The organism is Vampirovibrio sp., assembly GCF_041737375.1.
In the GTDB taxonomy this organism is placed as follows: Bacteria; Cyanobacteriota; Vampirovibrionia; order Vampirovibrionales; family Vampirovibrionaceae; genus Vampirovibrio.
The window spans coordinates 66,795-91,701 of the sequence record NZ_JBGSRV010000003.1; the positions used below are offsets into that span (position 1 = coordinate 66,795).

At 51.3% G+C, this 24,907-nt stretch carries 25 protein-coding genes and 2 pseudogenes; 17 read left to right on the top strand and 10 right to left on the bottom strand.

The genetic code is table 11. The features are described from left to right. Positions 1-5 precede the first annotated feature (5 nt). The 4 genes from ACEW81_RS00995 to rimO form a co-directional block, all read right to left on the bottom strand. On the bottom strand, positions 6-1,538 hold the full coding sequence (locus ACEW81_RS00995; protein ID WP_373531095.1) for a UDP-N-acetylmuramoyl-L-alanyl-D-glutamate--2,6-diaminopimelate ligase: 1,533 nt from the start codon (positions 1,536-1,538) through the stop codon (positions 6-8). A gap of 107 nt (positions 1,539-1,645) precedes the next feature. Continuing rightward, positions 1,646-3,583 carry a peptidoglycan D,D-transpeptidase FtsI family protein gene (locus tag ACEW81_RS01000; RefSeq protein WP_373531096.1) on the bottom strand — a complete coding sequence of 646 codons (1,938 nt, stop codon included), beginning with the start codon at positions 3,581-3,583 and terminating at the stop codon, positions 1,646-1,648. Next, positions 3,567-3,956, bottom strand: coding sequence for a hypothetical protein (locus tag ACEW81_RS01005; protein ID WP_373531097.1), 390 nt, complete (start codon positions 3,954-3,956; stop codon positions 3,567-3,569). The genes ACEW81_RS01000 and ACEW81_RS01005 overlap by 17 nt, the downstream gene beginning before the upstream one ends. Before the next feature lie 223 nt (positions 3,957-4,179). Then, the gene (rimO, locus tag ACEW81_RS01010) at positions 4,180-5,571 is read right to left on the bottom strand and encodes a 30S ribosomal protein S12 methylthiotransferase RimO (protein ID WP_373531098.1); all 1,392 of its coding nucleotides are present in this window, start codon (positions 5,569-5,571) and stop codon (positions 4,180-4,182) included. A gap of 494 nt (positions 5,572-6,065) precedes the next feature. On the opposite strand from rimO, the gene ACEW81_RS01015 reads away from it, so the two are divergent. Beyond that, positions 6,066-6,260 carry a hypothetical protein gene (locus tag ACEW81_RS01015; protein ID WP_373531099.1) on the top strand — a complete coding sequence of 65 codons (195 nt, stop codon included), beginning with the start codon at positions 6,066-6,068 and terminating at the stop codon, positions 6,258-6,260. Positions 6,261-6,512: 252 nt separating this feature from the next. Here the strand turns inward: ACEW81_RS01015 and ACEW81_RS01020 are convergent, their stop codons facing one another. The 3 genes from ACEW81_RS01020 to ACEW81_RS01030 are packed head-to-tail and all read right to left on the bottom strand — an operon-like array spanning position 6,513 to position 7,943. Beyond that, the gene (locus tag ACEW81_RS01020) at positions 6,513-6,854 is read right to left on the bottom strand and encodes a hypothetical protein (protein WP_373531100.1); all 342 of its coding nucleotides are present in this window, start codon (positions 6,852-6,854) and stop codon (positions 6,513-6,515) included. Further along, positions 6,844-7,389 carry a hypothetical protein gene (locus ACEW81_RS01025; RefSeq protein WP_373531101.1) on the bottom strand — a complete coding sequence of 182 codons (546 nt, stop codon included), beginning with the start codon at positions 7,387-7,389 and terminating at the stop codon, positions 6,844-6,846. The genes ACEW81_RS01020 and ACEW81_RS01025 overlap by 11 nt, the downstream gene beginning before the upstream one ends. Before the next feature lie 53 nt (positions 7,390-7,442). After that, on the bottom strand, positions 7,443-7,943 hold the full coding sequence (locus ACEW81_RS01030) for a YajQ family cyclic di-GMP-binding protein (protein ID WP_373531102.1): 501 nt from the start codon (positions 7,941-7,943) through the stop codon (positions 7,443-7,445). A gap of 195 nt (positions 7,944-8,138) precedes the next feature. On the opposite strand from ACEW81_RS01030, the gene ACEW81_RS01035 reads away from it, so the two are divergent. From ACEW81_RS01035 to atpG, 9 genes are all read left to right on the top strand, one after another. Continuing rightward, positions 8,139-8,480: an AtpZ/AtpI family protein gene (locus ACEW81_RS01035; protein ID WP_373531103.1), complete on the top strand. Its 342-nt coding sequence runs from the start codon at positions 8,139-8,141 to the stop codon at positions 8,478-8,480. A gap of 12 nt (positions 8,481-8,492) precedes the next feature. Next, the gene (locus tag ACEW81_RS01040) at positions 8,493-8,903 is read left to right on the top strand and encodes a hypothetical protein (protein WP_373531104.1); all 411 of its coding nucleotides are present in this window, start codon (positions 8,493-8,495) and stop codon (positions 8,901-8,903) included. 179 nt (positions 8,904-9,082) lie between these two features. Beyond that, entirely contained in the window at positions 9,083-9,775 is a 693-nt protein-coding gene (gene atpB / locus ACEW81_RS01045; protein WP_373531105.1) for a F0F1 ATP synthase subunit A, read from the top strand. Positions 9,776-9,859: 84 nt separating this feature from the next. Beyond that, positions 9,860-10,096, top strand: coding sequence for an ATP synthase F0 subunit C (atpE, locus tag ACEW81_RS01050; protein ID WP_373531106.1), 237 nt, complete (start codon positions 9,860-9,862; stop codon positions 10,094-10,096). Positions 10,097-10,221: 125 nt separating this feature from the next. Further along, positions 10,222-10,668, top strand: a complete 447-nt coding sequence (locus tag ACEW81_RS01055; RefSeq protein WP_373531107.1) for a F0F1 ATP synthase subunit B family protein — start codon at positions 10,222-10,224, stop codon at positions 10,666-10,668. A gap of 27 nt (positions 10,669-10,695) precedes the next feature. Then, positions 10,696-11,280 (top strand): F0F1 ATP synthase subunit B family protein, encoded by a 585-nt coding sequence (locus ACEW81_RS01060; RefSeq protein WP_373531108.1) that lies wholly within the window; start codon positions 10,696-10,698, stop codon positions 11,278-11,280. Continuing rightward, positions 11,277-11,831: an ATP synthase F1 subunit delta gene (gene atpH, locus ACEW81_RS01065; protein ID WP_373531109.1), complete on the top strand. Its 555-nt coding sequence runs from the start codon at positions 11,277-11,279 to the stop codon at positions 11,829-11,831. Before ACEW81_RS01060 ends, atpH begins: the two co-directional genes overlap by 4 nt. Before the next feature lie 82 nt (positions 11,832-11,913). After that, positions 11,914-13,440, top strand: a complete 1,527-nt coding sequence (atpA, locus tag ACEW81_RS01070) for a F0F1 ATP synthase subunit alpha (protein WP_373531110.1) — start codon at positions 11,914-11,916, stop codon at positions 13,438-13,440. Between the two features lie 24 nt (positions 13,441-13,464). Beyond that, positions 13,465-14,403 carry an ATP synthase F1 subunit gamma gene (gene atpG / locus ACEW81_RS01075; protein WP_373531111.1) on the top strand — a complete coding sequence of 313 codons (939 nt, stop codon included), beginning with the start codon at positions 13,465-13,467 and terminating at the stop codon, positions 14,401-14,403. Between the two features lie 133 nt (positions 14,404-14,536). Here the strand turns inward: atpG and ACEW81_RS01080 are convergent, their stop codons facing one another. After that, a complete protein-coding gene (locus ACEW81_RS01080; protein WP_373531112.1) occupies positions 14,537-14,749 on the bottom strand; it encodes a hypothetical protein in 213 nt (70 codons plus the stop codon). Between the two features lie 297 nt (positions 14,750-15,046). Here ACEW81_RS01080 and secA point away from each other — a divergent pair. The 3 genes and pseudogenes from secA to ACEW81_RS01095 form a co-directional block, all read left to right on the top strand. Next, positions 15,047-17,131, top strand: a pseudogene (gene secA, locus ACEW81_RS01085) (preprotein translocase subunit SecA); the annotation flags it as partial. Between the two features lie 30 nt (positions 17,132-17,161). Beyond that, positions 17,162-18,139, top strand: a pseudogene (locus tag ACEW81_RS01090) (hypothetical protein); the annotation flags it as partial. A 241-nt stretch (positions 18,140-18,380) separates the two neighbouring features. Further along, on the top strand, positions 18,381-19,268 hold the full coding sequence (locus tag ACEW81_RS01095) for a hypothetical protein (protein ID WP_373531113.1): 888 nt from the start codon (positions 18,381-18,383) through the stop codon (positions 19,266-19,268). Here the strand turns inward: ACEW81_RS01095 and ACEW81_RS01100 are convergent. Together ACEW81_RS01100 and ACEW81_RS01105 are read right to left on the bottom strand one after the other, a co-directional pair. Then, on the bottom strand, positions 19,249-19,986 hold the full coding sequence (locus tag ACEW81_RS01100; protein WP_373531114.1) for a hypothetical protein: 738 nt from the start codon (positions 19,984-19,986) through the stop codon (positions 19,249-19,251). The genes ACEW81_RS01095 and ACEW81_RS01100 overlap by 20 nt on opposite strands. Before the next feature lie 106 nt (positions 19,987-20,092). After that, the gene (locus ACEW81_RS01105; protein ID WP_373531115.1) at positions 20,093-21,421 is read right to left on the bottom strand and encodes an amidohydrolase family protein; all 1,329 of its coding nucleotides are present in this window, start codon (positions 21,419-21,421) and stop codon (positions 20,093-20,095) included. Positions 21,422-21,583: 162 nt separating this feature from the next. Here ACEW81_RS01105 and ACEW81_RS01110 point away from each other — a divergent pair, with 162 nt between their 5' ends. The 4 genes from ACEW81_RS01110 to ACEW81_RS01125 all read left to right on the top strand — a co-directional run bounded on the left by ACEW81_RS01110 (position 21,584) and on the right by ACEW81_RS01125 (position 24,848). Further along, on the top strand, positions 21,584-22,387 hold the full coding sequence (locus tag ACEW81_RS01110) for a riboflavin synthase (RefSeq protein WP_373531116.1): 804 nt from the start codon (positions 21,584-21,586) through the stop codon (positions 22,385-22,387). Positions 22,388-22,423: 36 nt separating this feature from the next. Beyond that, on the top strand, positions 22,424-23,719 hold the full coding sequence (locus ACEW81_RS01115; protein WP_373531117.1) for a bifunctional 3,4-dihydroxy-2-butanone-4-phosphate synthase/GTP cyclohydrolase II: 1,296 nt from the start codon (positions 22,424-22,426) through the stop codon (positions 23,717-23,719). A gap of 36 nt (positions 23,720-23,755) precedes the next feature. Beyond that, complete coding sequence (ribH, locus tag ACEW81_RS01120; protein ID WP_373531118.1) at positions 23,756-24,232, top strand: 6,7-dimethyl-8-ribityllumazine synthase; 477 nt, start codon at positions 23,756-23,758, stop codon at positions 24,230-24,232. 175 nt (positions 24,233-24,407) lie between these two features. Then, positions 24,408-24,848, top strand: coding sequence for a hypothetical protein (locus ACEW81_RS01125; protein ID WP_373531119.1), 441 nt, complete (start codon positions 24,408-24,410; stop codon positions 24,846-24,848). The last annotated feature ends 59 nt before the right edge of the window (positions 24,849-24,907 follow it).

The following is a 24,907-nucleotide window of genomic DNA, read 5'->3' on the forward strand; positions in this document are numbered from 1 at the left end:
TTTCCCTAAACCGACGACAATTGGCGTTTTTGACGAACGTAATCCTGTACCACTTCGCGATCATCAAAATGAATGGTGCGATCGCCCAGAATCTGGTAATCTTCGTGGCCTTTGCCAGCCACCACAATAATATCGTCCGGCTGAGCCAGATCAATGGCCTGATGAATGGCCTGCTTGCGATCAGCGTCCACCATCATCCGGGCGGAATCAAAGCGCTGAATGCCGGAAATTACATCGGTAATGATCTGTTGGGGGTCCTCCGTGCGGGGGTTATCAGAGGTAATCACCAGCAGATCGGCCAAGCGTTCAACAATACCGCCCATTTTGGGGCGCTTGGTGGCGTCACGGTCCCCGCCGCAGCCAAACACGGCAATCAAGCGGGCATCTTTGGGGGTGACCACCCGCGCGGCATTAAGCACGTTCTCCAAACCATCCGGGGTGTGGGCATAATCCACAATCACATAAGGCTTTTCAGACACCACTTCAAAGCGTCCCCGAATCCCTTCCACTTTTTCAAGCGATTTTACACAGGCATCCAGCGGAATGCCAAGCGCCAACCCACTGGCCAGCGCCGCCAACGCGTTGTAAACGCTAAATTGACCGCCCAGCTTCAGCTTCACATCCGCTTTGCCCGCCGGGGTGATGACCGTAAAGGAAGAGCCAGCGATGCTGTAGTTGGGATTTTCAATGCGAACATTGGCTTCGGGGGCTTGAATGCCGTAGGTGTACAGCGTCACCCCTTTGGGGCAGGCGGCGATAAACTCGGCAGCGTAATCGGAATCCAGATTAATGACCGCCGAGCGCTGCTTGCCTTCCGCCACTTCCAGCCGACTGAACAACAGGGCCTTGGCCTGCCAGTACTGGGCCATGGTTTTGTGGTAATCCAGATGATCCTGGGTCAGGTTGGTTAAAACCGCCACTTCAAAGTCGCACCCATGCACCCGGTATTGCTCCAGGGCGTGAGAACTGACTTCCATCACCACAAAGGCGTTTTCTTCCTGCTGCATATCATGCAGGATTTCCTGAAGTTCGGTGGCCATGGGGGTGGTGTGGCCGGTGCTGTCATAAGCCTTGCGCTTGCTGGTTTTTTGACCCAAAGTGCCAATCAGGCCAACTTTATGGCCTTGATCCTCCAGCATTTGCTCAATCAGGTGGGTGACGGTGGTTTTGCCGTTGGTGCCAGTCACTCCCACCAAACGCATTTGGCGACCGGGAAACCCTTGCAGGGCGGCGCTGATTTCGGCCAGCGCCTTGTAGGTGCTGTTAACCGCAATCACCGGAACATTATCAGGCAAGGCGATACTGTGCTGACGTTCCGCCTCGATGATCAAAACCAAAGCCCCCTGGCTGGCGGCGCTGGATAAAAATTCATGCCCATCGGTGCGGCTGCCACCCAGGGCCACAAACACAGTGCCCGCCTTGGCTTGCCGGGAATCACTGGTTACACCCGCCACCGATTGCGTGGCGACACGCTCGAAAACCTCAGGATTCACAATCGTGGAATCAGACAAATAATGCGGTAGTTCAGCCAGTTTCATAGCGTTTATGTCTCTCAGCGTTAACCGTAACTCTTTAAAAAAAACTCTTTTGAAAACTCTTTAAAAATCGTGTGATTGAAAATAAATCGTTCAAATCAGGCGAATGGCTAGCGAATCCCACCCGGCAGCGGTGAACGGCCCGGCATTCCAGCAGGCTTGAGGCCCACCGAAGCCACCGGCCTACGTGCTATTTTAGCAGCATTTAAACCCAAGTAGCTGACTGTTTCCTGAGCGATATTGCGAAAAATAGGGCCAGCCACCGTACTGCCCCAACTCTCTGCCATGGTGGGGCTATCCACCACCACCATAATCAGCACTTTGGGGCTTTGGGCTGGAAAAAAGCCCACGAAAGAGGTGTAAACATCGGAGCTATAGCCCCGCCCTGTGGCGCTGGGCCTGCGGGAAGTTCCGGTTTTACCCGCCACATCCACCCCTTCCACCCGAACCGTAGAGGTTTTGGCCTCCTTAATGCTTCGAGTCAGCAATTCACGCATATCCGCACAGGTTTTTTCGCTAAAAATGCGCCGATGGGTGACCGGAGAGCCTTTCATCACATGCGGGGAATTCCAGATGCCCCCGTTGGCGATGGCCGCCACCGCGGACGCCATTTGCACAGGGGTGGCCGCCATGCCGTACCCGTAGCCGATAGAGGCATGGGTAGACTCATCCCAGGACTTGGGGGGCAAAATAATGCCAGCCGATTCGCCCGGAATATCAATGCCGGTTTTAGAGCCGATACCAATGCGCTTGAGCAACTCATACTGCTGCTGAACCGGCATCATCAGGGAAATTTTGGCGCTGGCGATATTGCTGGAGTGCATCAACAGGTAATTTAAATCAATCATCCCCGGTGCCCCATGCCGCCCGTAATCGTAGTTCTGAATGGTCCAGCCGCCCACTTTGATTTTGCCAGTATCCAGAATGCGGCTGGTTTTGCTAATTTTACCCAGCTCCAGACCGGAGGCCACCGTTAAAATCTTGAAGGTGGAACCGGGGGGGTACACATCGCTAATGGCCCAGTTTTTCAGCGCCACTGGCGGGGCTTTGTAAAATTGATCGGGCTGGTAGGTCGGCAGAACCGCAAAGGCCAGCAGTTCCCCACTACGAGGGTCCATCATAATGACCGTGCCCCGCTTGGCCTTGGTGCGTTCCAGACCAGCGGCCAGCTCACGTTCTGCCACATACTGCAAGCGGGCGTCAATGGTCAGCTTGACATCCTTAGCCTTGGGCAACGTCACCAGATTTTTGGGGTCCAGCTTGCCCAAGTCCACCAGATTGCCCCGCCCGTCCAGATAAGTGTTACTGAGATCGGTGGGCTTCTTTTTCAGCACCTTGGCCGCGGAAGCCTCTACCCCGGAGCTAACCCCCGCCTCATCATTAACATAGCCCAGCACATGAGCGGCCAAATTGCCCTGAGGGTAGTTCCGCACGTTTTTCTTGGAGAAATCCAGCCCCGGCAACGGCACTTTGCGAGAAATGGGACGGCCTTTTTCATCTAAAATCAACTTTTTGGTCTTGGGATCCAGGGCAATCACCGAAGTGCGAACCCCAACAATGGCTTCCATTTGCTGCTTGGTCAGATTTTTTTTCACCCCAATGGTTGTATAAGGCTCCGAAAGCTTTTTCAACAACGGACCTTCATCCATGCCCAGCGCGGGGCTTAAGGCGGTGGCGATTTGATCCACCGGCATTTTGAAAAAATACTTGGGATGCACGAACAAATCATAAAGCAGGGTATCCTGAGCCAGCACCATTCCATTGCGATCCACGATGCGCCCCCGGTTAAACAGGGTCAGCGCCTGATTTCGGGAAAGCTGGGCCTTTTTCTTCAGGTGCTTGGCATCAACCAGTTGTATATAAAACAGTTTACCCACCACCGCCACAAAAATCAGGCCCAAAATCATCAAAACAATCTGAAATCGCTTGGCCGACAGTTGATCACGCAGGGGCGGCTTGCCGCTGGGCATATCATAAGATTGGGCTAGACGCCGCTGGCGGTGCTGGCGCTTGCGCTGCTGATAGCCTTCCCTAGTACCCGTAGACACGTGGAATCTCCTGCTTGGGCCGGGGCATGGGGGGCAGCTTGGCCGGGGCTGCCGAAGGGGCGATTTCAATCACCGTTTCCGGCATCCGCAAATGGGGAACCTTGGCGGCGGCGGCCTCTACGTTTTTATAAGAGCGGATGTGATTGAGTTTCACTTGTAATTCTTTATTCTGTTCGTTCATATCACGGGTATTTCGGGCCAGTTTATTGATGGAACCCTCATACTGCACCTTAATGCCGTAAGCCACCAGCACCCCCACCCCAAACACCACAAACACAATGGAAAGCACCCGGGTAGACACCCGCAACACCCGGCCCGTTCTGGCCGGTGCGAAGTTACCCTGAATAATCATCGGTTCAGGTTGCTCTCTCATGTGAAAGGATGCCCCATAAAGCGTCTTGGCGGTAGATACAGGTAATACTTTATTATTTAGGCCCCAATAAGCCTAAAAAAGTAAGCCTGTGTTTATTATATAGCCCGCCCGCCCATGCCGTCACGTGAAAATTCAGGCTCAGCCTCATAAGCAGAACAACAGATCCAGCCTATAGACCGGACGGCCAGTAAAACTTGAGGACCCGCAAAGAACGGCAGGGCGATTAATCGGAAACCACAATGCCCTTCAGGTCATAAGGGGTGACATGCGTGATTTTAACCTTCACAATTTCACCGGGAACCGCTTGCCCTTTGACTTGAACCGTATTGTCCACCTCTGGGGCGTCCCACTGGGTGCGGCCAATCAGGGTGCCGTACTGGTTAATCATATCAATCAGCACTTCCACGGTTTGCCCAATCATGGTTTGGTTCTGGGCAAAGGCAATTTGCTGTTGCAGGGCCATCAATTCATTGCGACGCTGCTTGATCACGCTTTTTTTTACTTTACCGTCCAGCGTTTTGCTGTGGGCGGTATCCACATCGGAGTATTCAAACACGCCCAGCCGATCCCACTGAACCTGCTCAATCACGGTCTTCAGGTGCTGGTAATGCTCTTCGGTTTCGCCGGGGAAGCCCACAATAAAGGATGTCCGCAGCTTCACGTTTTTAATTTTGGCCCGAGCCCGCTCGGCAAAAGCCACCAAGTCGGTCACCGGACGGCGCATGCGCTTCAGCACCTCGGGGTGGCTGTGCTGCAAGGGACAATCCAGATACTTCACCACTTTGTCGCAATCGTTAATGGCTTCCAGCAACTCATCGGATACCAAATTGGGATAGGCATACATAAAGCGAATCCACTCAATCTCCTCAACCTCGTTCAAGGCCCGCAGCAGGGCAGGCAGGCTGGAGCCAATATCTTTGCCGTAGCTGGTGGTATCTTGTCCCACCAGAATAATTTCCGTAACGCCTCGTTGCGCCATTTCACGGGCATTGTCCACGATATTTTGAACGCCACGGCTACGGAACACCCCACGCATGCTGGGAATAATACAGAAGGAGCATTTGTAATCGCACCCTTCCGCAATTTTAAGGTAGGTGTAAGAACCCACCGTAATGTGCCGACGCACGGTATCTTCTTCCAGAATATAGGTGGGGTCCTGCTGCATGGCCAGCACCCGCTCTCCGTTTTCCACCCGTTTCATTACATCGCCAATTTCGGCCACGTTGTTAATGCCCACCACGGCCTTGGCCTCGGGGAACAAATCCAGCAACTCGCCCTGAAATTTTTGGGCCAGACAGCCGGTAATCAACAACTCTTTGCCCTGCTCGGCCAAGCTGGCCAAAACGCCCACCGATTCTTTCTGCGCAGAATCAATAAAGGCGCAGGTATTCACCAGCACAATATCCGCTTCTTCTTCACTGGCCACAATTTGATGGTGTTCTTTGTCCAGAATGCCCAGCATGGTTTCGGTATCCACCAAATTTTTAGGGCAGCCCAAGTGGACAAAGCCCACTTTTTTCTTGGCAGTGACGGGGAGCGACTCAGGGGTGGCAACCATAGCGCCTGCCAAAGCATCCGTAGAAGAATCAGTGAGGGTGGTGGTGGGAGGGGTCATGAAAAAGTCCGCCGTATTAGGGATCAATTACAGAGTAATAGGATACTAAAAACGAAGCCCCCGCAAGAGTTGACCTCAATATTAAAAAAAGTAAGCCCCCTTGCCAAAAGGCGAAAAAACCACGGCCCATTGGCTTTAAGTGCTCACATCAACGCCCGCTGGCAGCGTTTGTCTGGTGTGTTTTTAAATTTTTTTTGAAGCTTGCCGGGAACAAAGCCTTCCCATTCCGTCTATATCCTACAGCAACAGAAAAGAAGTTAACCCTGCTGGGAAAGTACGGCGTATCACCCAAAGCGTTGAGAGAGCGCCGCCCCCCCCCAAAAAAAACGCATTCATGCCCCTCAACCCATGTTCCTACATTGCTACAAACCCCGGCTTTGCCTGAAGCCCAGGTGGTTTGTATAACCCGGTTTGTCTCAGCGCTCCAAAAAGTCAGCCTTTATTAAAGCCAATAACCCTAGCACCCTCTATGTTGTTAGTCGGGGAGTTTTACAATGCTCAAGTTCAATCCCAGTCATAAAGCCCAAAATCAGCACGCCTGGAAAGATATGGCCTTAAATATCGGCAAACTCTCGCTGGCCGGACTGTTTGTAACCGGCACTGTTTTCTTTTGCCACGCTTATGCCGAAACGCCGGAAACCGCCCAAAGCGTTCCCGTTCTTAGCCCAAGCGAATTGCCTCAGCCTTAAATTTCTCTCTCCTACATTCCTTCCTACCAATTCCGTACTACCCTGCTATCCAGTTTAGCCAAACAGCTGGATGGCATTTCTTTTTTCTTCAGAAATCAGATTAGATGGACTCTTGAGGTTTCCCGGAGGTGGGGAAATCTGGTGTTTTTTTAAGTTACTTGTTTTTGCCTCACTAATGGCGTAACAAATAAACGTCCACCCCAACATTACAAAAATGAAAGGGTAATGATTTTGCCAAAACGGAAAGAAAACCTAGCGGTTATAAATGCTTTTGGTGAAGAGGGGATCTTCCTCGAGAGGTAAGGCGTCCACCTTTTCTTTTTCAAATGAAATAACAGAATTTTGGGATTGTGTGCTTGGTTTTAAAAGCAAAGCAATAATGCCAAAAACGGTGAACCCCATAAACCAGCGAATCCACGAAACTGAGGATAAAATCATTTGAGCGTATTGATCCAGAACACCGAAGCCAGAGGGGGGAAGGTCTGTTTTTTGCCCCTGAATAAGACAGTACAGTGTCCAAGCTATTAAAGCTGCAAGAGCTATGTTGTAGGAGCTTAATCGTAACTTTAAATTTATATTTTTTTCAATGTTCACAATTACATCGTTCCTTAATCATTAAGCCATCCGAGCTAAAGGCGTAGTTACAATCATCATTGAATTGAACATAAACCGCAGTTAGAGACTTGTCCTGAAAGTCATATACGGCCTCATAATGAGGGTAGTTCTTTTTATTTATAAAAATTAAAGATTTTAATTTGCCATCATAATCATATTTTAAATATGTTCCTACTTTGTCTTTAGACTCAACCTCATAAGATGGGTTTTCAACATTTTCAACATAAAGCTTTCGATTAGGCAAATCTATCTCATATTGGTACTGTTCGGATTCAGGTTTAGGCTTGTTGTTAATTGTGAAAAGGTTTTCAACATAATGAGGATCAACAGCTCCGTAAGCTTGGAGCTGTTGTAAATGTTTGCTTTTTTCCAAAAAAGCCAAGTTCTTCTGTTCGTCAATCAGCTGATTTTCTGTCTTTGGATTGAAATAACCTGAAAAGGCCAGAAACAAAAACGTGATTGCCAAGACCAAAAGGACAAATTCGACTCTCAAATTTTTATTCGACAACATCATTTTTATATATTAAACATGCATTTTCGCAATGAAAGAGAGCGCTCCATGGAGGGCTAGCGGTAATTGGTGAATTGCAGGGGCATGCTCTGGCGATCGCCGAATTCTCGCACATGCTGGATGGCTTCCTGCAAGTCGTCCTTATTTTTACCGGATACCCGTACCTGATCGCCCTGAATGCTGGCCTGCACCTTCAGTTTTACTTCTTTGATATGGGCCACGATTTTTTTGGCCATCTCGGTTTCAATGCCTTTTTTCAGGTTGATGACCTGGCGGACCTTGCCACCCAAAGCGGCTTCTGGCTCTTCTTTATCCAAAATTAAGGGATTCAAACCACGCTTCACCAGCTTGGCTTCCAGAATGTCATAAATGTTCTGGGCCCGAAACTCATCGGTGGTGGTCAGCACAATTTTCTTGCCTTCTTCCAGCTCCAGTTCACTGCCGGAATCCTTCAAATCAAAGCGAGAGGCGATTTCTCGACGGGTTTGATCAAGCGCGTTCACCAATTCCTGATGATCGAACTCGGAAACAATATCAAAACTGGCATCCTTGGCCATAAGGGTCGGTTCCTTTCCGGGAATCACTCAGAATACGAAACAAATCAGTCACAACATCCCGAACCGTCATGATACGAAAGCCTCATTTGAATCAGCCTCATTTTTACAAGTTCGGGGTTTTGTATTACATTGCAGAAATTGTATCTGAAAAATACCGGCGCAAAGCAAGCCCACCGGAGAAAGTCTCACTGGCTTATGGAATATGCCATACAACTGCTCCTTCCCATCATTGGGGGCCTATGGCTGGGCGGCTGGCTGAGTAAAACCTACGGACTCTCTCCCATATGGACGGTGATGCTGGGAGTTCTGGGGCTGGTGGGCGGTATCGGCATTATGTATAAGCGCTCCCAACGGGAGCTGAACCTGCCACGTTACACCCCAAAACCCAAGTCGCAGCCAAAACCCAGCCAATCCCTTCAAGATCTGGATTCTTTATATAAGAAACTTCACGAAACACCTTTGGATGAACAGGATGATGAACTTGATGGGCTGGATCGGGATGAGACTGATCCGAATATTCCCCCAAAGCAACCATAGAGCGCCTCAGGCATGAACAACCTCACCCCCCAAACGCCAAGTCCCTTTGCCCAGCTACAAAAAAAACTATGGATAGGCACACTGGCCATCCACTTTAGCCTATTGCTGGGATTCGCCCTGTTCAATCCGGCTCGCCTCTATTATTGTGCGGCAGGGGTGGGATTGGGTATTTTTTACCTCTGGAGCCTCACTTTTAACGCCGAAAACCCCAAAAAAGGAATTCAGTTTGCGTTTTCGGTGATACGCATGGCCGGTTTCGCTTATGCCGCCGTTCAGCTCGCACACGCACAACCTACTGAACTCGCTATTGTCATGAGCGGACTTTTAAGTTACAAAGTGGTTCTTACTGTGGAATACGTGGTTCAGGCACTACCGGCATTCCGTCGTTTGGCACCTGCAAAAGCAGGGCGACGCTTGTCTTGAAAAACCCGCATTTCACACTGGGTCGTCTTTTCCAGGTGAACCGCTTTGGCAACGGCCAACCCGCCGTAAGGCTGAATACGGGTGTGAAGCGAACAATACCTATTTCAGGATAAAAGTGCACTGCCTCACCCCCCTCGGATAGTTTGAAATCAGATTGAAAGTTTTTTAAAAGGAACGTCATGGAACACGAATGGGTAGTCCAATTACTCGGCCAGGAAGTTAACCTGAATACGCTGATTATGGTCTGGCTAGGTTTGGGCGTTATTTTGGTTACCGCGTGGTTATTTACCCGCAACTTAAAAGTTATCCCCAGCCCCTTGCAAGTAGTGGGCGAAGGGGTTTTTGACGTTTGTCGCAGTATTACAATGGCCACCGCCGGAAAACGGGGCGATGGCTTTCTGTATTTTGTCGGCTCTATTTTCCTGTTTATTTTAACCGCCAACGTAATGGGCCAATTGCCCCTGCGCTTGTTTCACATTCCGGCGGGCGAACTCAAGGCAGCCACAGCGGATATCAACACCACTGCCGCCTTAGGGGTAGCCACCCTGCTGTTTTATATCGGGTACGGTATTTATAAAAAAGGCCTCGGCTATTTCAAACACTACATTTCTCCAAGCCCTTGGTACATCGGCATATTCTTCCTGCCCATCAACATTCTGGAAGATGTGACCCGCCCCGGCTCACTGCTCATCCGACTTTATTTCAACATTCTGGTTGGCGAAATTTTGTCAGGCATCGCACTGAGTGTAACCCCGTATGTGCTGCCCAGCCTGGTTATTTTTCTGGAATTGTTTGTGGCGGTGGTGCAAGCTTACATTTTCGCCATTCTCAGCTCGGTTTATATCAGCCTTTTGTCTGAAGAGCATCATTAATTTCCCACTCATTTTCACACTTTTCTAAATCAGTCGAAATCCGGTTTTATTATCACTCACGAGAGAAAAAGGAGACTCTAAATCATGGACACAGCTTCAGTCGCTATGTTGGCAGGCCCCTTGGCAGTTGGCTTGGCCGCCATTGGCCCCGCTATCGGTATTTGCTTTATGACCGCAGCGTTTTTCAACAGCGTGGCTCGTCAACCTGAAATTCAAGGCAACATCACCCCTCAGTACTTCATCACCTTGGGTGTTGTTGAATTGCTGGGTCTGTTTGGCTTTGTAACCTTCTTCCTGCTGTTCCAAAAATTCGGCGGTTAAGTTTTTTCAAGCTGGAACCGCTTGTTCCCCTGAGTTCTATTCAGTCATTACAAGCGGTTCCTTCCTTGACTCTTCATTTATAAGTCGCTCCAGTCCAGCATTGCGCCACAGGAAATTAAACCCAAATGCCGACATTCAACGCCACATTTTTATTCGTACTGATTAGTTTCGCCGTATTCGCGGCGATCATGCAGGCCATTTATTTTGCGCCCATCATGAAAATCAAAAACGAGCGTGAGCAAAAGCTGACCGATGATCAGCAATCCACCGCTGATTTTTTAGCACGATTTGAACAACTGCATGCCGATTATGAGGCAGGCATTAAACAGGCCCGTCTGGAAGCGCACCAAGTGATTCAGAATGCCCGCCAACAGTCAAAAACATCCGCCCAACAAATGGTCATTGAATCCCGCACCGTGGCCCAAGGCGAGACGGATCAAAAAATGGCGGAACTTCATCAGTGGCGGGAAAGCACCTACCAGCAAATGGAAGCTGAACGGGCTTCCCTCACCCAATCGGTTATCGCCAAAGTTAAAGCGGGCAACAAACTTCGCACCGCCACTGGCAGTTAGTATCAGAACAGGAGCATTAAAGCAGGAATGTTACCCCTCAGCGAATCAATCCCCTTCTTGCGGCAAGCCTCCGTGTTCTTGCTTCAAGCCGAAGGGCATGGGCACAGCATGACCCTGATGCAACAATTGGAACACTCCAACGTTTTTAACGTGGCTTTGGTGGTTTTAATTCTGGGTTTTCTGGCCAAAAAATTTAACTTGTTGGGTGGCATTGAAGCCCAACGCAAGCAGCTGGCTTCTGGCATCGAAGCAGTTGAACTGCAAAAAAAGCAGGCCCTTCAACAGTTAGAGGAAGCCCAACGTAAAACGGCCAATTTAACCGCTGAAGTGGATGAAATTTTGAACAACGCCCGTCAATCGGCTGAAGCCCTTTCCAAGCAAATTTTAAATGACGCTCGCAGTGAGTCGGACAAAATTATTGAAAACGCCAAAAGGCGGGTGGAGCTGGAGCAACGCTCGGCCATCAAGGATCTGGAACGCCGGTTGCTCAGCGATGCCTTGTCCGATGCTCGGGTTGCGCTGGCCGGGGACTTGAACGCCGCCGATCAAAAGCGCTCGATAGAAACCTTTCTGGATGAATTATCGCAACTGAAAGAGGGCCATCGCTCATGAGCAATCGGCTTCAAAATACAAAAGTAGCGTCTCGTTACGCCAAGGCCCTGTTTGAAAGCGTTCGTCACGGCAGTGAACTGGAGCAGGTTCATCAGGATTTGAAAACCATTCAGGAGTTGATGGCCCAAGTTCCCCAGCTCAGTTTGTTTCTGGAAAATCCAGGGATCCCGGAAGCAGACAAACAAAGCTTTGTGGATGAGCAATTTGGCAAAAGCACCACGCCTTGGGTCCACCGTTTGCTGAAATTGATGGTGGAAAACGGCCGCACCGTGGTCATGCCTCAACTGGTGAGCCAATTTGCGGAATACCGCAATCGGCAGGAAAACACAGCTTCCGCTGAAATTATTACCGCCGTGGAGCTGGAAGCAGAACTTAGAGACCGCATTCGCAAAACGCTGGAAACCAGCCTTGGCTTTAGCCGGGTGGATTTGAGCAACCGGGTTGATCCAGGCTTGCTGGGTGGCGCGATTATCAAAATTCAGGACAAGGTGATTGATGGCAGCTATGTAGGCCGCCTGGAAGAATTACGCAAGCAAATCGGAAAACTGTAAATCAGGGATCTCGTTGAGCCACTGGCATCACCGCCCCCTTAAAAATTTGAAGTTTAAGCACACAGTAAAAAGGAACGAACCCATGTCATTACGTGCGGAAGAAATTAGTTCAATACTGAAAGATAAACTGGCCAGCTACGAAAGCGACGTGTCGGTCAGCAACGTTGGCACCGTGTTGGAAGTCGGCGACGGCATCGCCCGGATTTACGGCTTGCGTGGGGCGATGTCCGGCGAGTTGATTGAGTTTGCCGATGGCCACAACACCATGGGCATGGTGTTAAACCTGGAAGAAGATAACGTGGGCGCCGTTATTATGGGCGAATTTACCCACATTAAAGAAGGTCAGGTGGTAAAATCCACCGGGCGCATCGCTTCCGTGCCTTTTGGAGAAGACTTGCTGGGGCGGGTAGTCAACCCGTTGGGCATTCCGCTGGACGGCAAAGGGGCCATTGAGGCCACCGAATACTTGCCCGTAGACCGTAAGGCGCCTGGGATTATCGCCAGAAAATCGGTTCACCAGCCTTTGCAAACCGGGATTACCGCCATTGACGCCATGACCCCCATCGGTCGTGGGCAACGGGAACTGATTATCGGGGATCGCCAAACCGGAAAAACCGCTGTGGCTTTGGATACCATCCTAAACCAAAAGGGTCAGGACGTTATTTGTATTTATTGCGCCATTGGCCAAAAATCCAGCTCCGTGGCCCAAATCATCAAAACACTGGAAGACAATGGGGCTATGGCTTATTCCATCGTGGTTGCCGCCTCAGCCACCGATCCGGCGCCTTTACAGTATCTGGCTCCATTTGGTGCCGTTACCATTGCGGAAGGCTTTATGGCCCAAGGCAAGCACGTACTGGTCATTTATGATGATTTAACCAAGCACGCCTGGGCTTATCGCGCCATGAGCCTGTTGCTGCGTCGTCCGCCAGGTCGTGAGGCTTACCCGGGCGATGTGTTCTACTTGCACTCCCGGTTGCTGGAACGGGCGGCCAAATTGAATGACAGTTTGGGCGCTGGCAGCATTACCGCCTTGCCCATCATTGAAACGCAGGCGGGAGACGTGTCCGCATACGTTCCCACCAACGTGATTTCTATTACGGATGGACAGATTTTTCTGGAATCCGACTTGTTCAACGCAGGTATTCGTCCAGCCATCAACGCCGGGATTTCGGTATCCCGAGTTGGCGGGGCCGCTCAAACCAAGGCCATGAAAGCAGTGGCAGGCCAATTGCGTCTGACATTGGCCCAGTTCCGGGAACTGGAAGCATTCTCCCAGTTTGCCAGCGATTTGGACAAGGCCACCCAAGATCAACTGCGCCGGGGCCAAATTATGATGGAAGTGCTGAAACAGCCCCAGTTCAGTCCGTTATCCCTGGCTCAGCAGGTTTCTGTGTTGTTTGCGGCCAACAAAGGCTTGCTTGACGTTTTAGAAACCAGCCAACTGGCCGCATTCAAGCCGGAATGGTTCTCTTTCTTCAGCGCCAATGTGGCCGATTTGGAAGCCAAGTTAAACCAAGGCAATAAACTGGATGACGCCGAAGAGGCCAAACTGGTGGATGCCATCACCAAGTTCCGGGACACCGTGTTTTCCGGCGGCAAAGCGTAGGAAGGTCAGCGAAGGAAGCCAATCATGCCCAACCTGAAGGACATCCGGCGCCGGATTAAAAGCGTCAAAAGCACTCAAAAAATTACGCAAGCCATGCGTATGGTTGCCGCCGCCAAGGTAAAACGGGCTGAAAACAAGGTCAAAGCAGCCCGTCCCTATACCAGCGAACTCCAAAAAGTGTTCAGCAATGTGTTCAATGATTTGCAAAACCATGTGGAACAACTTAGCAATTCCCGTTACGGCGAATTGCTGAAGGCACGGGCCATTCGCAACATTGGCATTGTGGTGATCACCTCGGATCGGGGCTTGTGCGGGAACTACAACTCCTCCGTCATTCGTCAGGCTTTCCGTTTAGAGCGAGAAGTAAAAGCCCGTGGCCTCACCCCCAAGTTCTACCTGGTGGGAAACAAGGCCATTCAGGCATTTGCCCGCTATTCGGAATCTGAGGTTTTGGGACGCAGCACCGGCATATCAGCGGCCCCCACGGTGCAAGATGCCAACCTAATCGCCCAGACCATGACCCAAGCGTTCGTGGATGAAAAAATTGACACCATTGACGTACTTTCCACGCATTTTGTGTCCATGATTTCCTACAAAGTGCAGATCAGCCCGGTCATTCCGGTCCGCTCCTTTATTGACTGGGAACCTGAATTGATTCCCTCTTTAAATGACAGCCACTACAGTGTGTCTGCCAGCAAACTGAAGCCGGAATTATTGATGGAGCCGGATGCGGTGACCACGTTGGATGCCATTGTTCCCATGTATGTCAGCAATCTGTTCTACACCTTGTTGCTGGAAGGTTCTGCCAGTGAGCTAGCGGCGCGGATGACCGCCATGTCCAACGCAACCACCAATGCGGGCGACATGATTAACCGCCTGACCATTCAGTACAACAAAGTGCGTCAGGCAGCCATTACCCAGGAAATTCTGGAAATTGTAGGCGGGGCGGAAGCGCTGAAATAAGCTGCTTGATAGTTCAATATAAAAAAACCGGTGAAGGGTCTAACCCAGCCGGTTTTTTAATTGCAAAAAACGAGAGTTCAAAAAATGGATCGCCAACACCCTGGCAAAAAACGGGCATCAATTAACTGTTTTATTAAATAAATATATCGAGTCGGCCCAGGGTATGGGTGTTGAATTGATACAGATCCGGGCTGCCAGAAAACTGGGGCTTTCCGTTAAACGTATCAGCAGTGGCCACTTTGATGTTTTTATCAGCGGCGCCCTGAAACAACGGAAACGTTCCCCGGACCGGGGGATTGGCCACAGGCAGGAAAAAAGATTTGGCAGCGGCTTCGATAGGATTCATAACGAGAAACACTCACTTTCTCAAATTAAGCGTTGATGAAAAAGGTTGGTGGACGAGCAAGGTTTATGTCTGTTAAACACTTAGGTTAGTGTTATTTAAACACCTGCCCTGTTTTTTGTAAACACCTTTTCCATAATTTGTAAGTGTTTGCTCAAAGAAGCGCATCGGGATTTTGGCAGAACGATGACAAGCTGCGCTGGTTTTGGGTATACTATAATCAGCCATTGGCAAATTCCGTCTGAATTTCAGCGGTTCATACCCGTTATATTTAAAGCCCGAAGTCAGAGAGAACCGTCCATGTTCGACCTAATCCGCAAGATGCTGCCCGATCCCAACGAGCGTAAAATCAAAGTCCGTGAGCCTATCGTGGATCACATCAACGACCTGGAAGCGGAAATGCAGGCGCTTTCTGATGAAGAGCTAAGAGGCAAGACCGCCTATTTTCAGCAAATGCTGGCCGGGCGGGAGCGGGGCGATACCGAAAAACGGGATCGCCAGCTGGAAAAAGAAATGCTGGATCTGATTTTGCCGGAAGCGTTCGCCACGGTACGGGAAGCCAGCCGCCGGGTTCTGGGCATGCGCCACTTTGACGTGCAGCTATTGGGCGGCATGGTTTTACACGATGGCGGCATTGCGGAAATGAGAACCGGAGAGGGAAAAACCCTGGTAGCCACTTTGCCCGCCTACCTGAACGCTTTAAGCGGCAAAGGTGTCCATGTGATTACCGTCAACGATTACCTGGCCCGCCGGGATGCCGAGTGGATGGGCAAGGTTTACAATTTTCTGGGGCTGAGCACCGGAATGGTCCTGTCCCAACAGCGCAGCTTTAACGCGTTTGCCGATAAAAAAGACGCCTACGACGCTGATATTACCTACGGCACCAACAACGAATTCGGGTTTGACTATCTGCGAGATAACATGGCGGGTTCCAAAAGCCAGTTGGTACAGCGTCCCTTCAATTTTGCCATTATTGATGAAGTGGATAGCATTTTGATTGACGAGGCCCGTACCCCGCTCATTATTAGCGGGCGGCTCGAGCAATCGGCGGACATGTACCGCACCATGGCTCGCATTGCCCCCTTGTTGCAGCCAGAACGTGACTACACCGTGGATGAAAAGGGCAGAAACGTTGTTTTAACTGAGGACGGTATCGATCGCGCCCAGGAAGTTCTGGGCATTGAAGACCTGTTTGATATTCAGCACAACATGGCCCACCACATGCTTCAGGCGCTGAAGGCCAAGGAACTGTTCCGTGTGGACGTGGATTATGTGGTTAAAAACAACGAAGTGATCATTGTAGATGAGTTCACCGGGCGCTTAATGGATGGTCGGCGGTGGAGCGATGGTTTGCATCAGGCGGTGGAAGCCAAGGAAGGGGTGCAAATTCAGGATGAAACCCAAACCTTGGCCAGTATTACCTTTCAAAACCTGTTCCGGCTCTACCCCAAGTTATCGGGCATGACGGGCACCGCGCAGACCGAGGAAGCCGAGTTCGGCAAGATTTACAGCCTCAGCGTCACCACCATTCCCACCAACCGGCAAGACAGCCGAAACAATTTGCCGGACACCATTTATAAAAACGAACGCATCAAAATGTATAAAGTGGTGGAAGAAATTGTGGAATACCACCAGATGAACCGCCCGGTACTGGTGGGAACCGTTTCCATTGAGAAGTCCGAAGAAATTTCACACCTGCTTTCCAAGCCCGTGGAAATGGCCCAGCATTTGCGGGAAAAAGCGGCCCGCTTGCTGAATAGTCTGGATCAAACCAAGGATGCCGCGCTTTACAATCAGTTGGTGGGAAAACTCCGTAACCCGGAAGCCGCCAACCCGGAAGACTTTACCCAAATCGCCAAGGGCTTGCCTGAAGATATGGCCCTCTTTCTGGAAGGACTGGCCAAAACCCTGAAGACTGTTCAGGCCATTCAGGCAGGGCTTCCGCACCAGGTACTCAACGCCAAGCACCACGAGCATGAGGCCATGATTGTGGCTCAGGCGGGGCGCAAAGGGGCCATTACCATTGCCACCAACATGGCGGGCCGGGGTACCGATATTTTGCTGGGCGGCAACGCCGAACTCATGGCCAAAAGTGAATATGAGCTGATGGGCATGGACTGGCGCACGGTCGATCCCCAAGAGCTGGAAGCGGCCATTACCCGCAAAAAATTGCTGACTGATTCGGAAAAAGAAGAAGTTCTGGCCGGGGGTGGCTTGCACATTATTGGTACCGAACGCCACGAATCACGCCGGATTGACAACCAATTGCGGGGTCGAGCGGCTCGACAAGGCGATCCCGGCTCTACGCACTTCTTTCTGTCTTTGGAAGATGGTTTGATGCGTAAATTCGGCGGCGAGCGCATTTCAGGCATGATGGACTTGCTGGGGGTGGATGAAACCATGCCCATTTCCGCCAAAATGGTCAGCAGGGCCATTGAGGGCGCTCAGCGCAAGGTAGAAGCTTACTACTTTGACATTCGTAAAAATATTTTGCAGTACGATGACGTGTTGACCGAGCAACGCAAGCTGATTTACGAGCAACGCAAAAAAGTGCTGAACGGGGAAAATTTACGGGATTCCATTCGCCATATGGTGGAACAGGATATGGAACGCATTATAAGCACCCACTTAATTCCCAACAGCACCCCGGAAGACTGGGCGGATGAAGTGCTGGATGAAATGCTGGCCACCATCCATGGCATTTGCCCCCAACTGGGGCCGGTGGTTACGAAGGCCAGTCTGGCTGGAAAAAATCAGGCCCAGCTGCTGGAATTTGTTCGCACCGAAGGTTTAAAAGTTTATGAGACGCTGGAAAGCGAATTGACTCGAGTTTCAAGCGAGCTGGAAGCCTCTCATGGGGTCAATCTGGTGGGGCTGGATGAGGATGATGAAACCATCCAAAGCGAGCTGGCCCAATTATCACCCGAAAAAGCAGCCGAAATTAAGCACCCCCTGCGCCGAATTGAGCGAGACATCCTGCTATCAGTGATTGATAACCGCTGGATTGATTATCTGCACAATCTGGATGGCCTGCGGGAAGGCATTGGCTTGCGGGCTTACGGCCAGAAAGATCCGCTGATTGAATACAAGCGGGAAGCTTTTGAAATGTTTCAGAACCTGACCTACGAAATTCAACGGGATACGGTCATGATTCTGTTCAACACCCGCATTGAAATTCAGATGCAGCGCCAACTGGAAGAGCCTGCCTTGACGGTGGAAGCAGAAATGCACCATACCCCCCTGACCGAAGCGCTGGAGCATATTCAGGAAAGCGGGGAAGACGCCTCAACCGCAACCACCGTCATTGCCAGTGAACTTCCTTTGCTGGAGCAGCCGGGCGATAGCGATGAAAACCGCACCCGCAAAAAGCCCAGCAAAATTAATCCCTTTTAAACGGGTTTAAAAGGGATTAAAGCCGTTTAAAACCGGTAGGCACACCGAACTTTAAATTCAACCCAAGCCGCTTCTCATCAAGCACCGGCTTGGGTTTTTTCCGTTTATTCGCGCGAGCGGCTTTGGGTCTTGGCGAAAGCTGAAAAAGCTAAAATTGTAAAGGTTTGTGAACACTTTAGGGCGCTAAGCTCAAAGGTTTTTTCGCAAATGCCGATAAGGCCTTATAGCAAGAGGACTTGGCATGAACTTTTATAACAGCTATTTACAAGGGGTCAACCAGACCATTGGGGAGCATTCCCGTTATGCGCGCCAATTTCAGGCCGGTCAGGGAAAAACCGGCACTCAGAGCGGGGCCACTACAGCCACGCCCACCCCGGCTCCAGATCAAAACCCAGCCACCGACCCCACCCAGCTGATGAATTTATTGCTTACGCTGTTCCAGATGATGGGCGGAACGCAGGATACGGCCACCGGAACGACAGGCACCACCACAGGAACCACTACCGCCACTACGCCGCCGCCCTATGTCCCCGGATTGACTAACCCGCCACCACCGGCTCAAAACCCGGCGGTTGCTTCCATTGAAAGCAAATTGAGCGCCAAGGCCAACGCCACCGACCCCAATAGTGCAGCCATCATCCTATCCCCGGCTGATGTTGCCTCGCTGCGGGCCGACTTGCAAAGCGGCAAATTTTCCGCGGCGGATTTGGGCGAAGCGCTGATGTATAAGCTGGATCAGGCCCCCGACAAAAACCGGGTGGCCATCGGCCAACTCATTCAGGCATTTACCAACGCTGGAGAATTGAACATTTCGGCATTCCTGCAAAATGATTACCTGCTCAAGCTATCCCCGGCCCGACAGGAAACGCTCATGAACAGCATCCAGCAAGGTGGACTGGAACTGGAAAACGGCAAACCCAACGGGCGACTGATTGGCTTTATGCTGGACAACCTGAGCAAGCCCGGCGATCCGCAAAGCAAAGCCTTTATTCAGCAGTTGCTGCAAAATTTACAAATCACTTACGCCAAGCATCCCCAATCTTCACAGGGAAAATTGTTGGCCCAATTGATGACACTGGGGGGAATATCCGTGGGTGATGATAACGCGCTTATTTTTCAGAATGCTTAAATTTACGAATCCAGCTACTCACCAAGCTAGATGTAACATCGTGTTTTTTGGCCAATTTTCCGGGCTTGGTTTCGCCTTGCTGATAATCCTCTAATACATACTTGCGTTTCACAGCAAATTCCTTGCGGCGTTCCGAAAGGCTCCCTGATTTTTTCTTTGTGCCAGTTCTGACCCTTTCAGAGGAGGCTTCCGACAAGATGGAAGGTTCGCTTTCGAGTTCGGTAAGAGATTGAACCTCCTTTCTCGCTTTTAGCTGCCGGGATAATGGCGCATTGAAGTCTGTCAACGGCTCAATCTCGAAAATCGCAAAAGGATTCCACGACGGTTTCTGATGCCCGCTGACCGGGGGGGAATCCAAAGCGGGTAATGTAAAGGGGGGCTGATTGGGGAATTTCACCAAAGTCGGCCCGCTCAAATCTGGCAAACCCTTCAAAAACTGGCGGTCTTGCGGCGAGAAAAACAACTTGTCCACTTCAGGGGATGAAGGCTGAGAATCGTAGAAATCCGATGCAACAGACTTTAGAAAAGAATCGTTCGATGCGGTGCGAGGCGGGGGAGATGTTTCATGCGAGGTGACCAGCTGCTGCTTGCGTTTTGCTTCATCAGCGGCGGTATTTTTAAACCCAAGCGAGTGCCCAGTGGTAACCAGCGAATAGGGATGCATCGACCATTCTCCTTTACAGCAAATACACGGGCTCGTGAGCCAAAACGGAATCATGCCATGGAAACCCGGATTATGAAATCCAGATTATTTTAGCGATGATTCAAACTTTTTACTATAACAATAGTAATATTGTCAAATCCATGACCAACGCAAAACCGCATCAATCCCAATGGGCGGTGGTTAACTGAACCCGGCGCACAATCTCAGCCTCCGGCACGGTGAGTAACTGGCCTTGCTCAAACACCTTTTGGCCCGCCACATACACCGCCTGAATGGCTGAGGGCTGGCTGGCGTAAACCAGATTGTTCATGGCGTTCTGGCGGGGCTGCATGGAAAGATCGTTGAGGTTTACCACCGTAAAATCGGCGGCAAAACCGGCCTTAAGCTGACCGATGGGCAAGCCCAGATTTTGCCCCCCGTGACGGGTGCCCATGGCAAACATATCCGCCGCCTTGGTCACTGTGGAATCCAGGAATTTGACCTTTTGCAGCAAGCTGGTCATTCGCATTTCCTCAATAATAGAGGCCCGGTTATTGCTGCACCCCCCATCCGTTCCCAAAGAAATACACACCCCGGCGGCCTGCATTTCCCGAATGCGGGTAATGCCATCACCCAAAAACAGGTTGCTGGAAGGGTTGTAAGAAAGCCCGGTACCACGCTGAGCCATTAATTCAATTTCTTGATCATCCATCCATACGCAATGGATGCCCACCAGACGCTGGTTCAGCACCCCTAAACTCTCCAGAAAAGCCACCGGGGGTTTGCCGTGTTTCTCCTCAATCAGGGTGCGCTCGTACTGGCCTTCGGCAATGTGCATATGGAATGGGGTATCCAACGATTCCGCCAACGCCGCCCCGGCCAGAATCATCTCCACGCTGGCCCCGTGCAAGCTATGCGGGGCGGGCAGCACATGCACCATGGGGTGCTGCTTGAATTCGGCATGCAACTGGCGGGTATTTTCCACCGCCTGCGGCACGGATTCCCGAAAGCGATCGGGCGCGCCGTCCCAGTCGTACATGGTACGGGCCATGACGATGCGAATGCCCACATCCAGCGCGGCCTGAATCACCGCACGGGCGTTATCGTTGGCCTGATCGTTGATATAAAAGAAATCGCAAACCGTGGTAATCCCGGCTTTCAGCATTTCCCCAAAGGCAAACAGGGCGCCGGTGTAAATATCTTCTCTGCTCAGGGTTTTGGCGTACTTGTACAGGGCCTGATCCCGCCAGGTGAAAAAATCCTCGTCATCGCAAAAGCCTTTTAGCAAGGATTGAAACGAGTGATTGTGCGAGTTGACCAAACCGGGAATGATCAAACCATTGGCAAAGTGAATGACCTCTGCCGGTTGGGCGCTAGCCCCGTCAGCCAGAGCATTAGTCAGGGTTTTCAGGGGGCCTGCCCCCAGAATTTGATCGTCTTCTACCCATAACCCCCAGCCCGATTGGGGTTGTCCGTCCCCGTGAATCAAATCGGCGGTGTAAATGGGCATTGTGGAACTCCTCACTATTCAAACGCTGATTCCGATTGTATGATCCTTAAGAGCCACAGCAAAGTAAAAACGGGGAAAATTTTGATATCAGCCCGGTTTTGTTTTCATTACAATAATAAACAGGAAAAAATCGTACCGCCTTGAAAAAAGAGAGCCTGCCCCATGTTCACCGGATTGATTGAAGAAGTGGGCGCCATTGCCCAAGTGGAAAGTAGTGCATCAGGAAGCCGTATTCGGGTTAACGCCGCCAAGGTGCTGGAAAACGTGCAACGGGGCGATAGCATTGCCGTGGATGGGGCCTGCATGACGGTGGTGGACTTTGATTCCCAATCCTTTGCCTTTGAAGCCTCCCCCGAGAGCTTATCCAAAACCAATTTTTCCAGTTTTCACCCCGGAAAACGGGTCAATCTGGAGCGACCTCTCACCCCCACCAGCCGCATTGGCGGCCATTATGTAACCGGGCATGTGGATGGGCTGGGTAAAATCATTGCCAAAGAGGTCCACGGCAACAGCGTGGTGTTTACCTTCCAGGTTCCCACCGCCGAAATGGCCGCCTTGCTGGTACCAAAAGGTTCTGTCACCATTCTGGGCATTAGCCTGACCGTGAATACAGTGCGTGAAAACCAATTTACAGTGGCCATTATTCCCCACACTTTGGCTCATACCAGTTTGGGCGATTACCAGCCGGGCGATGCGGTGAATGTGGAAACCGATTTACTGGGCAAATACGTCCAGCGGCTGATGAGCGGTCAGGCGGCCACTGAAAACCCTTACTGCGCCCCCGCCGCCCCCACTTATTTTCCCGATTTGACCTCTGAATACCCCACCCACAGCGAAGTGGAACCGGGGCTGTCCATTGACGCCCCCTCTCTGGCTCCGGCCATGAACGCCATTGGACTAACCCGAAAGCAGCCTGCTACGGCTAAAATCCACACCGGCAGCTGGTTTAACCACGACCCGGAATAAAGTTTCCTACCCGATTCCATGGTAAAGGAGTGCCGCATGACCCCCAATTCCAAAACCAATCAGCCGGATGAAGAGGCCGCCAGCCTTTTTAGCACCGTAGAAGAGGCCATTGAGGCCATTCGCAACGGTGAAGTGGTGATTGTGGCCGATGACGAGGATCGGGAAAACGAGGGTGATTTTATTTGCGCCGCCGAAAAAATCACCCCGGAAATCATTAACCTGATGGCCGCTGAAGGCCGGGGGCTGATTTGCCTGACCCTAACCCCCGATACTTGCGATCGACTGGCCCTCAGCCAGATGATCTCGCCTTCTCAAGACCCGTTGGGTACCGCTTTTACGGTCAGTATTGATGCCTCCACCAAATACGGGGTAACCACCGGCATTTCGGCCAAGGATCGGGCCGTGACCATTCAGGTGGCGGTGGCCCCGGATGCCACCCCTTCCGATTTACGACGCCCCGGCCATGTGTTCCCCTTGCGGGCCAGACCTGGCGGGGTACTGGAGCGGGTAGGACAAACCGAGGCTAGCGTGGATCTGTCCCGACTGGCCGGGTTGCATCCTTCTGGCGTGATTTGCGAAATCTTAAACCCGGATGGCACCATGGCCCGTCGCAATGAGCTGTTTGAAATCGCCACCCGCCTGAAGATGAAATTTATTACCGTGGCCCAAATCATCAATTACCGGCTGCAAAAAGAAAGCATGATCACCCGTGAGGCAGTGGCCGAAATGCCCACCCTGTACGGGGATTTCAAAGTATACGCCTACCGCAACCAGATTGACGGCTCCGAGCATTTGGCGCTGGTGAAGGGCGATATTGACCAAACCCGGCAAGCGGAAGCTGACAGCCTGATCCCCCTGGTACGGGTCCACAGTGAATGCCTGACCGGCGATGTGCTGGGCAGTTTGCGCTGCGATTGCGGGGATCAGCTGCATGCGGCCATGCAGGCCATTGAAGCCCACGGCAAAGGCGCGCTGGTTTACATGCGAAGCCATGAGGGCCGGGGCATTGGCCTGCTGAACAAAATTAAAGCTTATGCTTTACAGGAAACCGGGCTGGATACGGTGGAAGCCAATTTGGAAATGGGCTTTTCCGCCGACCTGCGGAATTACGGCATTGGGGCGCAAATTCTGCTGGATTTGGGCATTCAATCGTTTAACCTGCTGACCAACAATCCCCGCAAAATCCGGGGATTGGATGGATACGGGCTGGAAGTGCTGGACCGGGTTCCCATTCCTGCCATTCCACAGGCCCACAACACCCATTATTTACGCACCAAGCAAGAGAAGCTGGGCCACTTGCTCAGCTTTGAAGGCCCCCGTCAGGAATTATAAGCCCGTCAAAAGAATCGTAAAAAGGACTCTTACCCCATGCCCCAAGTATTTGAAGGAAAACTGATTGGCACCGGCCTGAAGGTGGGCGTGGTGGTTTCCCGCTTTAACGACGTGATTACTGAAAAACTGCTGAAAGGGGCCATCGGGGCGTTATCGGCTCATGATGTGGCCTCGGCCGATGTCACCGTGGCCTGGGTACCGGGCGCTTTTGAACTACCGCTGGTGGCCAGTCAAATGGCTTTATCGGGAAAGTTTGACGCGGTTATCACCCTGGGCTGTGTGATTCGGGGCGCTACCACCCATTATGATTATGTGTGCAACGAAGCGGCCAAAGGCATTGCGGCGGCTGGGCTCAAAAGTGGTATTCCGGTGATTTTCGGGGTGCTCACCACTGAAACCATTGAGCAAGCCATTGAGCGTTCCGGCTGCAAGGCAGGCAACAAGGGCATTGATGCCGCTTTGGCCGCCATTGAGACCGCCAATCTATTGAAACGACTCAAGACAGAGATTTAACTGCGTCTTGGGCAAATAGCGCTTGTTCCCAATCCAGTCCTTCTTTAAAATCCAGCAAACGCAGGTTACTGGATTTTAAAGAAGTGTTTAGGATGAAAAAGCCAGGATGAAAGCAAAGTGCCTATGAGCAGGCTTTTGCGGCACTGGATGTGAGCAAGCCGGTAAACCCAACCGTATGAAAAAAAATAATGAGCCTCATGAGGTGGCCCGATATTTTTATCAAACTCTGGCCCAAAGTCAGGTGCAAGTTTGCTGGGGGCTTTTTTCGGAGCTGTCCCAAAAAGAGTTTATCAGCTGGACTCTGAAGGACATTTATGAGCAAAACCCCAAGGCCGCTCAAGCCGCCAAGCTAGGCCCCGCTGAGATCAAGCTGATGTTTGAAACCAACAATCTGGATTTGGTAATGCGTTTTTGGCGGAAATTTGTGCGGCAAAGTCAGGCCGCTCAGTTTGCCCGCTTTGGCTATTACAAAACCCTGGAAGTTACCGGCAAAATAGCCACCATAGAAGCACAACTGGTTTTCGACAACGGTCAGGAGCAGCGGGTGAACCTCACCATGGTACAAGAACGAGGCGGATGGCGCCTGGGCTACCTGGAATCCAAAATGCCCTTTTAGGCTTTGGGGTTAAAGCAGGCTACGGCTTCTGCGAGGATGAGGGTGGGCTTCTAGTTTTT

Bases quoted from the DNA above. Each gene is read 5' to 3' on its own strand.
- ACEW81_RS01095 (WP_373531113.1), top strand. From the start codon at position 18,381: ATGAACTTTTATAACAGCTATTTACAAGGGGTCAACCAGACCATTGGG.
- ACEW81_RS01040 (WP_373531104.1), top strand. From the start codon at position 8,493: ATGAACAACCTCACCCCCCAAACGCCAAGTCCCTTTGCCCAGCTACAA.
- ACEW81_RS01080 (WP_373531112.1), bottom strand. From the start codon at position 14,749: ATGAATCCTATCGAAGCCGCTGCCAAATCTTTTTTCCTGCCTGTGGCC.
- ACEW81_RS01035 (WP_373531103.1), top strand. From the start codon at position 8,139: ATGGAATATGCCATACAACTGCTCCTTCCCATCATTGGGGGCCTATGG.
- atpG (WP_373531111.1), top strand. From the start codon at position 13,465: ATGCCCAACCTGAAGGACATCCGGCGCCGGATTAAAAGCGTCAAAAGC.
- ACEW81_RS00995 (WP_373531095.1), bottom strand. From the start codon at position 1,538: ATGAAACTGGCTGAACTACCGCATTATTTGTCTGATTCCACGATTGTG.
- ACEW81_RS01030 (WP_373531102.1), bottom strand. From the start codon at position 7,943: ATGGCCAAGGATGCCAGTTTTGATATTGTTTCCGAGTTCGATCATCAG.
- ACEW81_RS01105 (WP_373531115.1), bottom strand. From the start codon at position 21,421: ATGCCCATTTACACCGCCGATTTGATTCACGGGGACGGACAACCCCAA.
- ACEW81_RS01125 (WP_373531119.1), top strand. From the start codon at position 24,408: ATGAAAAAAAATAATGAGCCTCATGAGGTGGCCCGATATTTTTATCAA.
- ACEW81_RS01115 (WP_373531117.1), top strand. From the start codon at position 22,424: ATGACCCCCAATTCCAAAACCAATCAGCCGGATGAAGAGGCCGCCAGC.
- ACEW81_RS01110 (WP_373531116.1), top strand. From the start codon at position 21,584: ATGTTCACCGGATTGATTGAAGAAGTGGGCGCCATTGCCCAAGTGGAA.
- ACEW81_RS01060 (WP_373531108.1), top strand. From the start codon at position 10,696: ATGTTACCCCTCAGCGAATCAATCCCCTTCTTGCGGCAAGCCTCCGTG.
- ACEW81_RS01015 (WP_373531099.1), top strand. From the start codon at position 6,066: ATGCTCAAGTTCAATCCCAGTCATAAAGCCCAAAATCAGCACGCCTGG.
- ACEW81_RS01100 (WP_373531114.1), bottom strand. From the start codon at position 19,986: ATGATTCCGTTTTGGCTCACGAGCCCGTGTATTTGCTGTAAAGGAGAA.
- ribH (WP_373531118.1), top strand. From the start codon at position 23,756: ATGCCCCAAGTATTTGAAGGAAAACTGATTGGCACCGGCCTGAAGGTG.
- atpA (WP_373531110.1), top strand. From the start codon at position 11,914: ATGTCATTACGTGCGGAAGAAATTAGTTCAATACTGAAAGATAAACTG.
- rimO (WP_373531098.1), bottom strand. From the start codon at position 5,571: ATGACCCCTCCCACCACCACCCTCACTGATTCTTCTACGGATGCTTTG.
- atpE (WP_373531106.1), top strand. From the start codon at position 9,860: ATGGACACAGCTTCAGTCGCTATGTTGGCAGGCCCCTTGGCAGTTGGC.
- atpH (WP_373531109.1), top strand. From the start codon at position 11,277: ATGAGCAATCGGCTTCAAAATACAAAAGTAGCGTCTCGTTACGCCAAG.
- ACEW81_RS01055 (WP_373531107.1), top strand. From the start codon at position 10,222: ATGCCGACATTCAACGCCACATTTTTATTCGTACTGATTAGTTTCGCC.
- ACEW81_RS01005 (WP_373531097.1), bottom strand. From the start codon at position 3,956: ATGAGAGAGCAACCTGAACCGATGATTATTCAGGGTAACTTCGCACCG.
- ACEW81_RS01025 (WP_373531101.1), bottom strand. From the start codon at position 7,389: ATGATGTTGTCGAATAAAAATTTGAGAGTCGAATTTGTCCTTTTGGTC.
- atpB (WP_373531105.1), top strand. From the start codon at position 9,083: ATGGAACACGAATGGGTAGTCCAATTACTCGGCCAGGAAGTTAACCTG.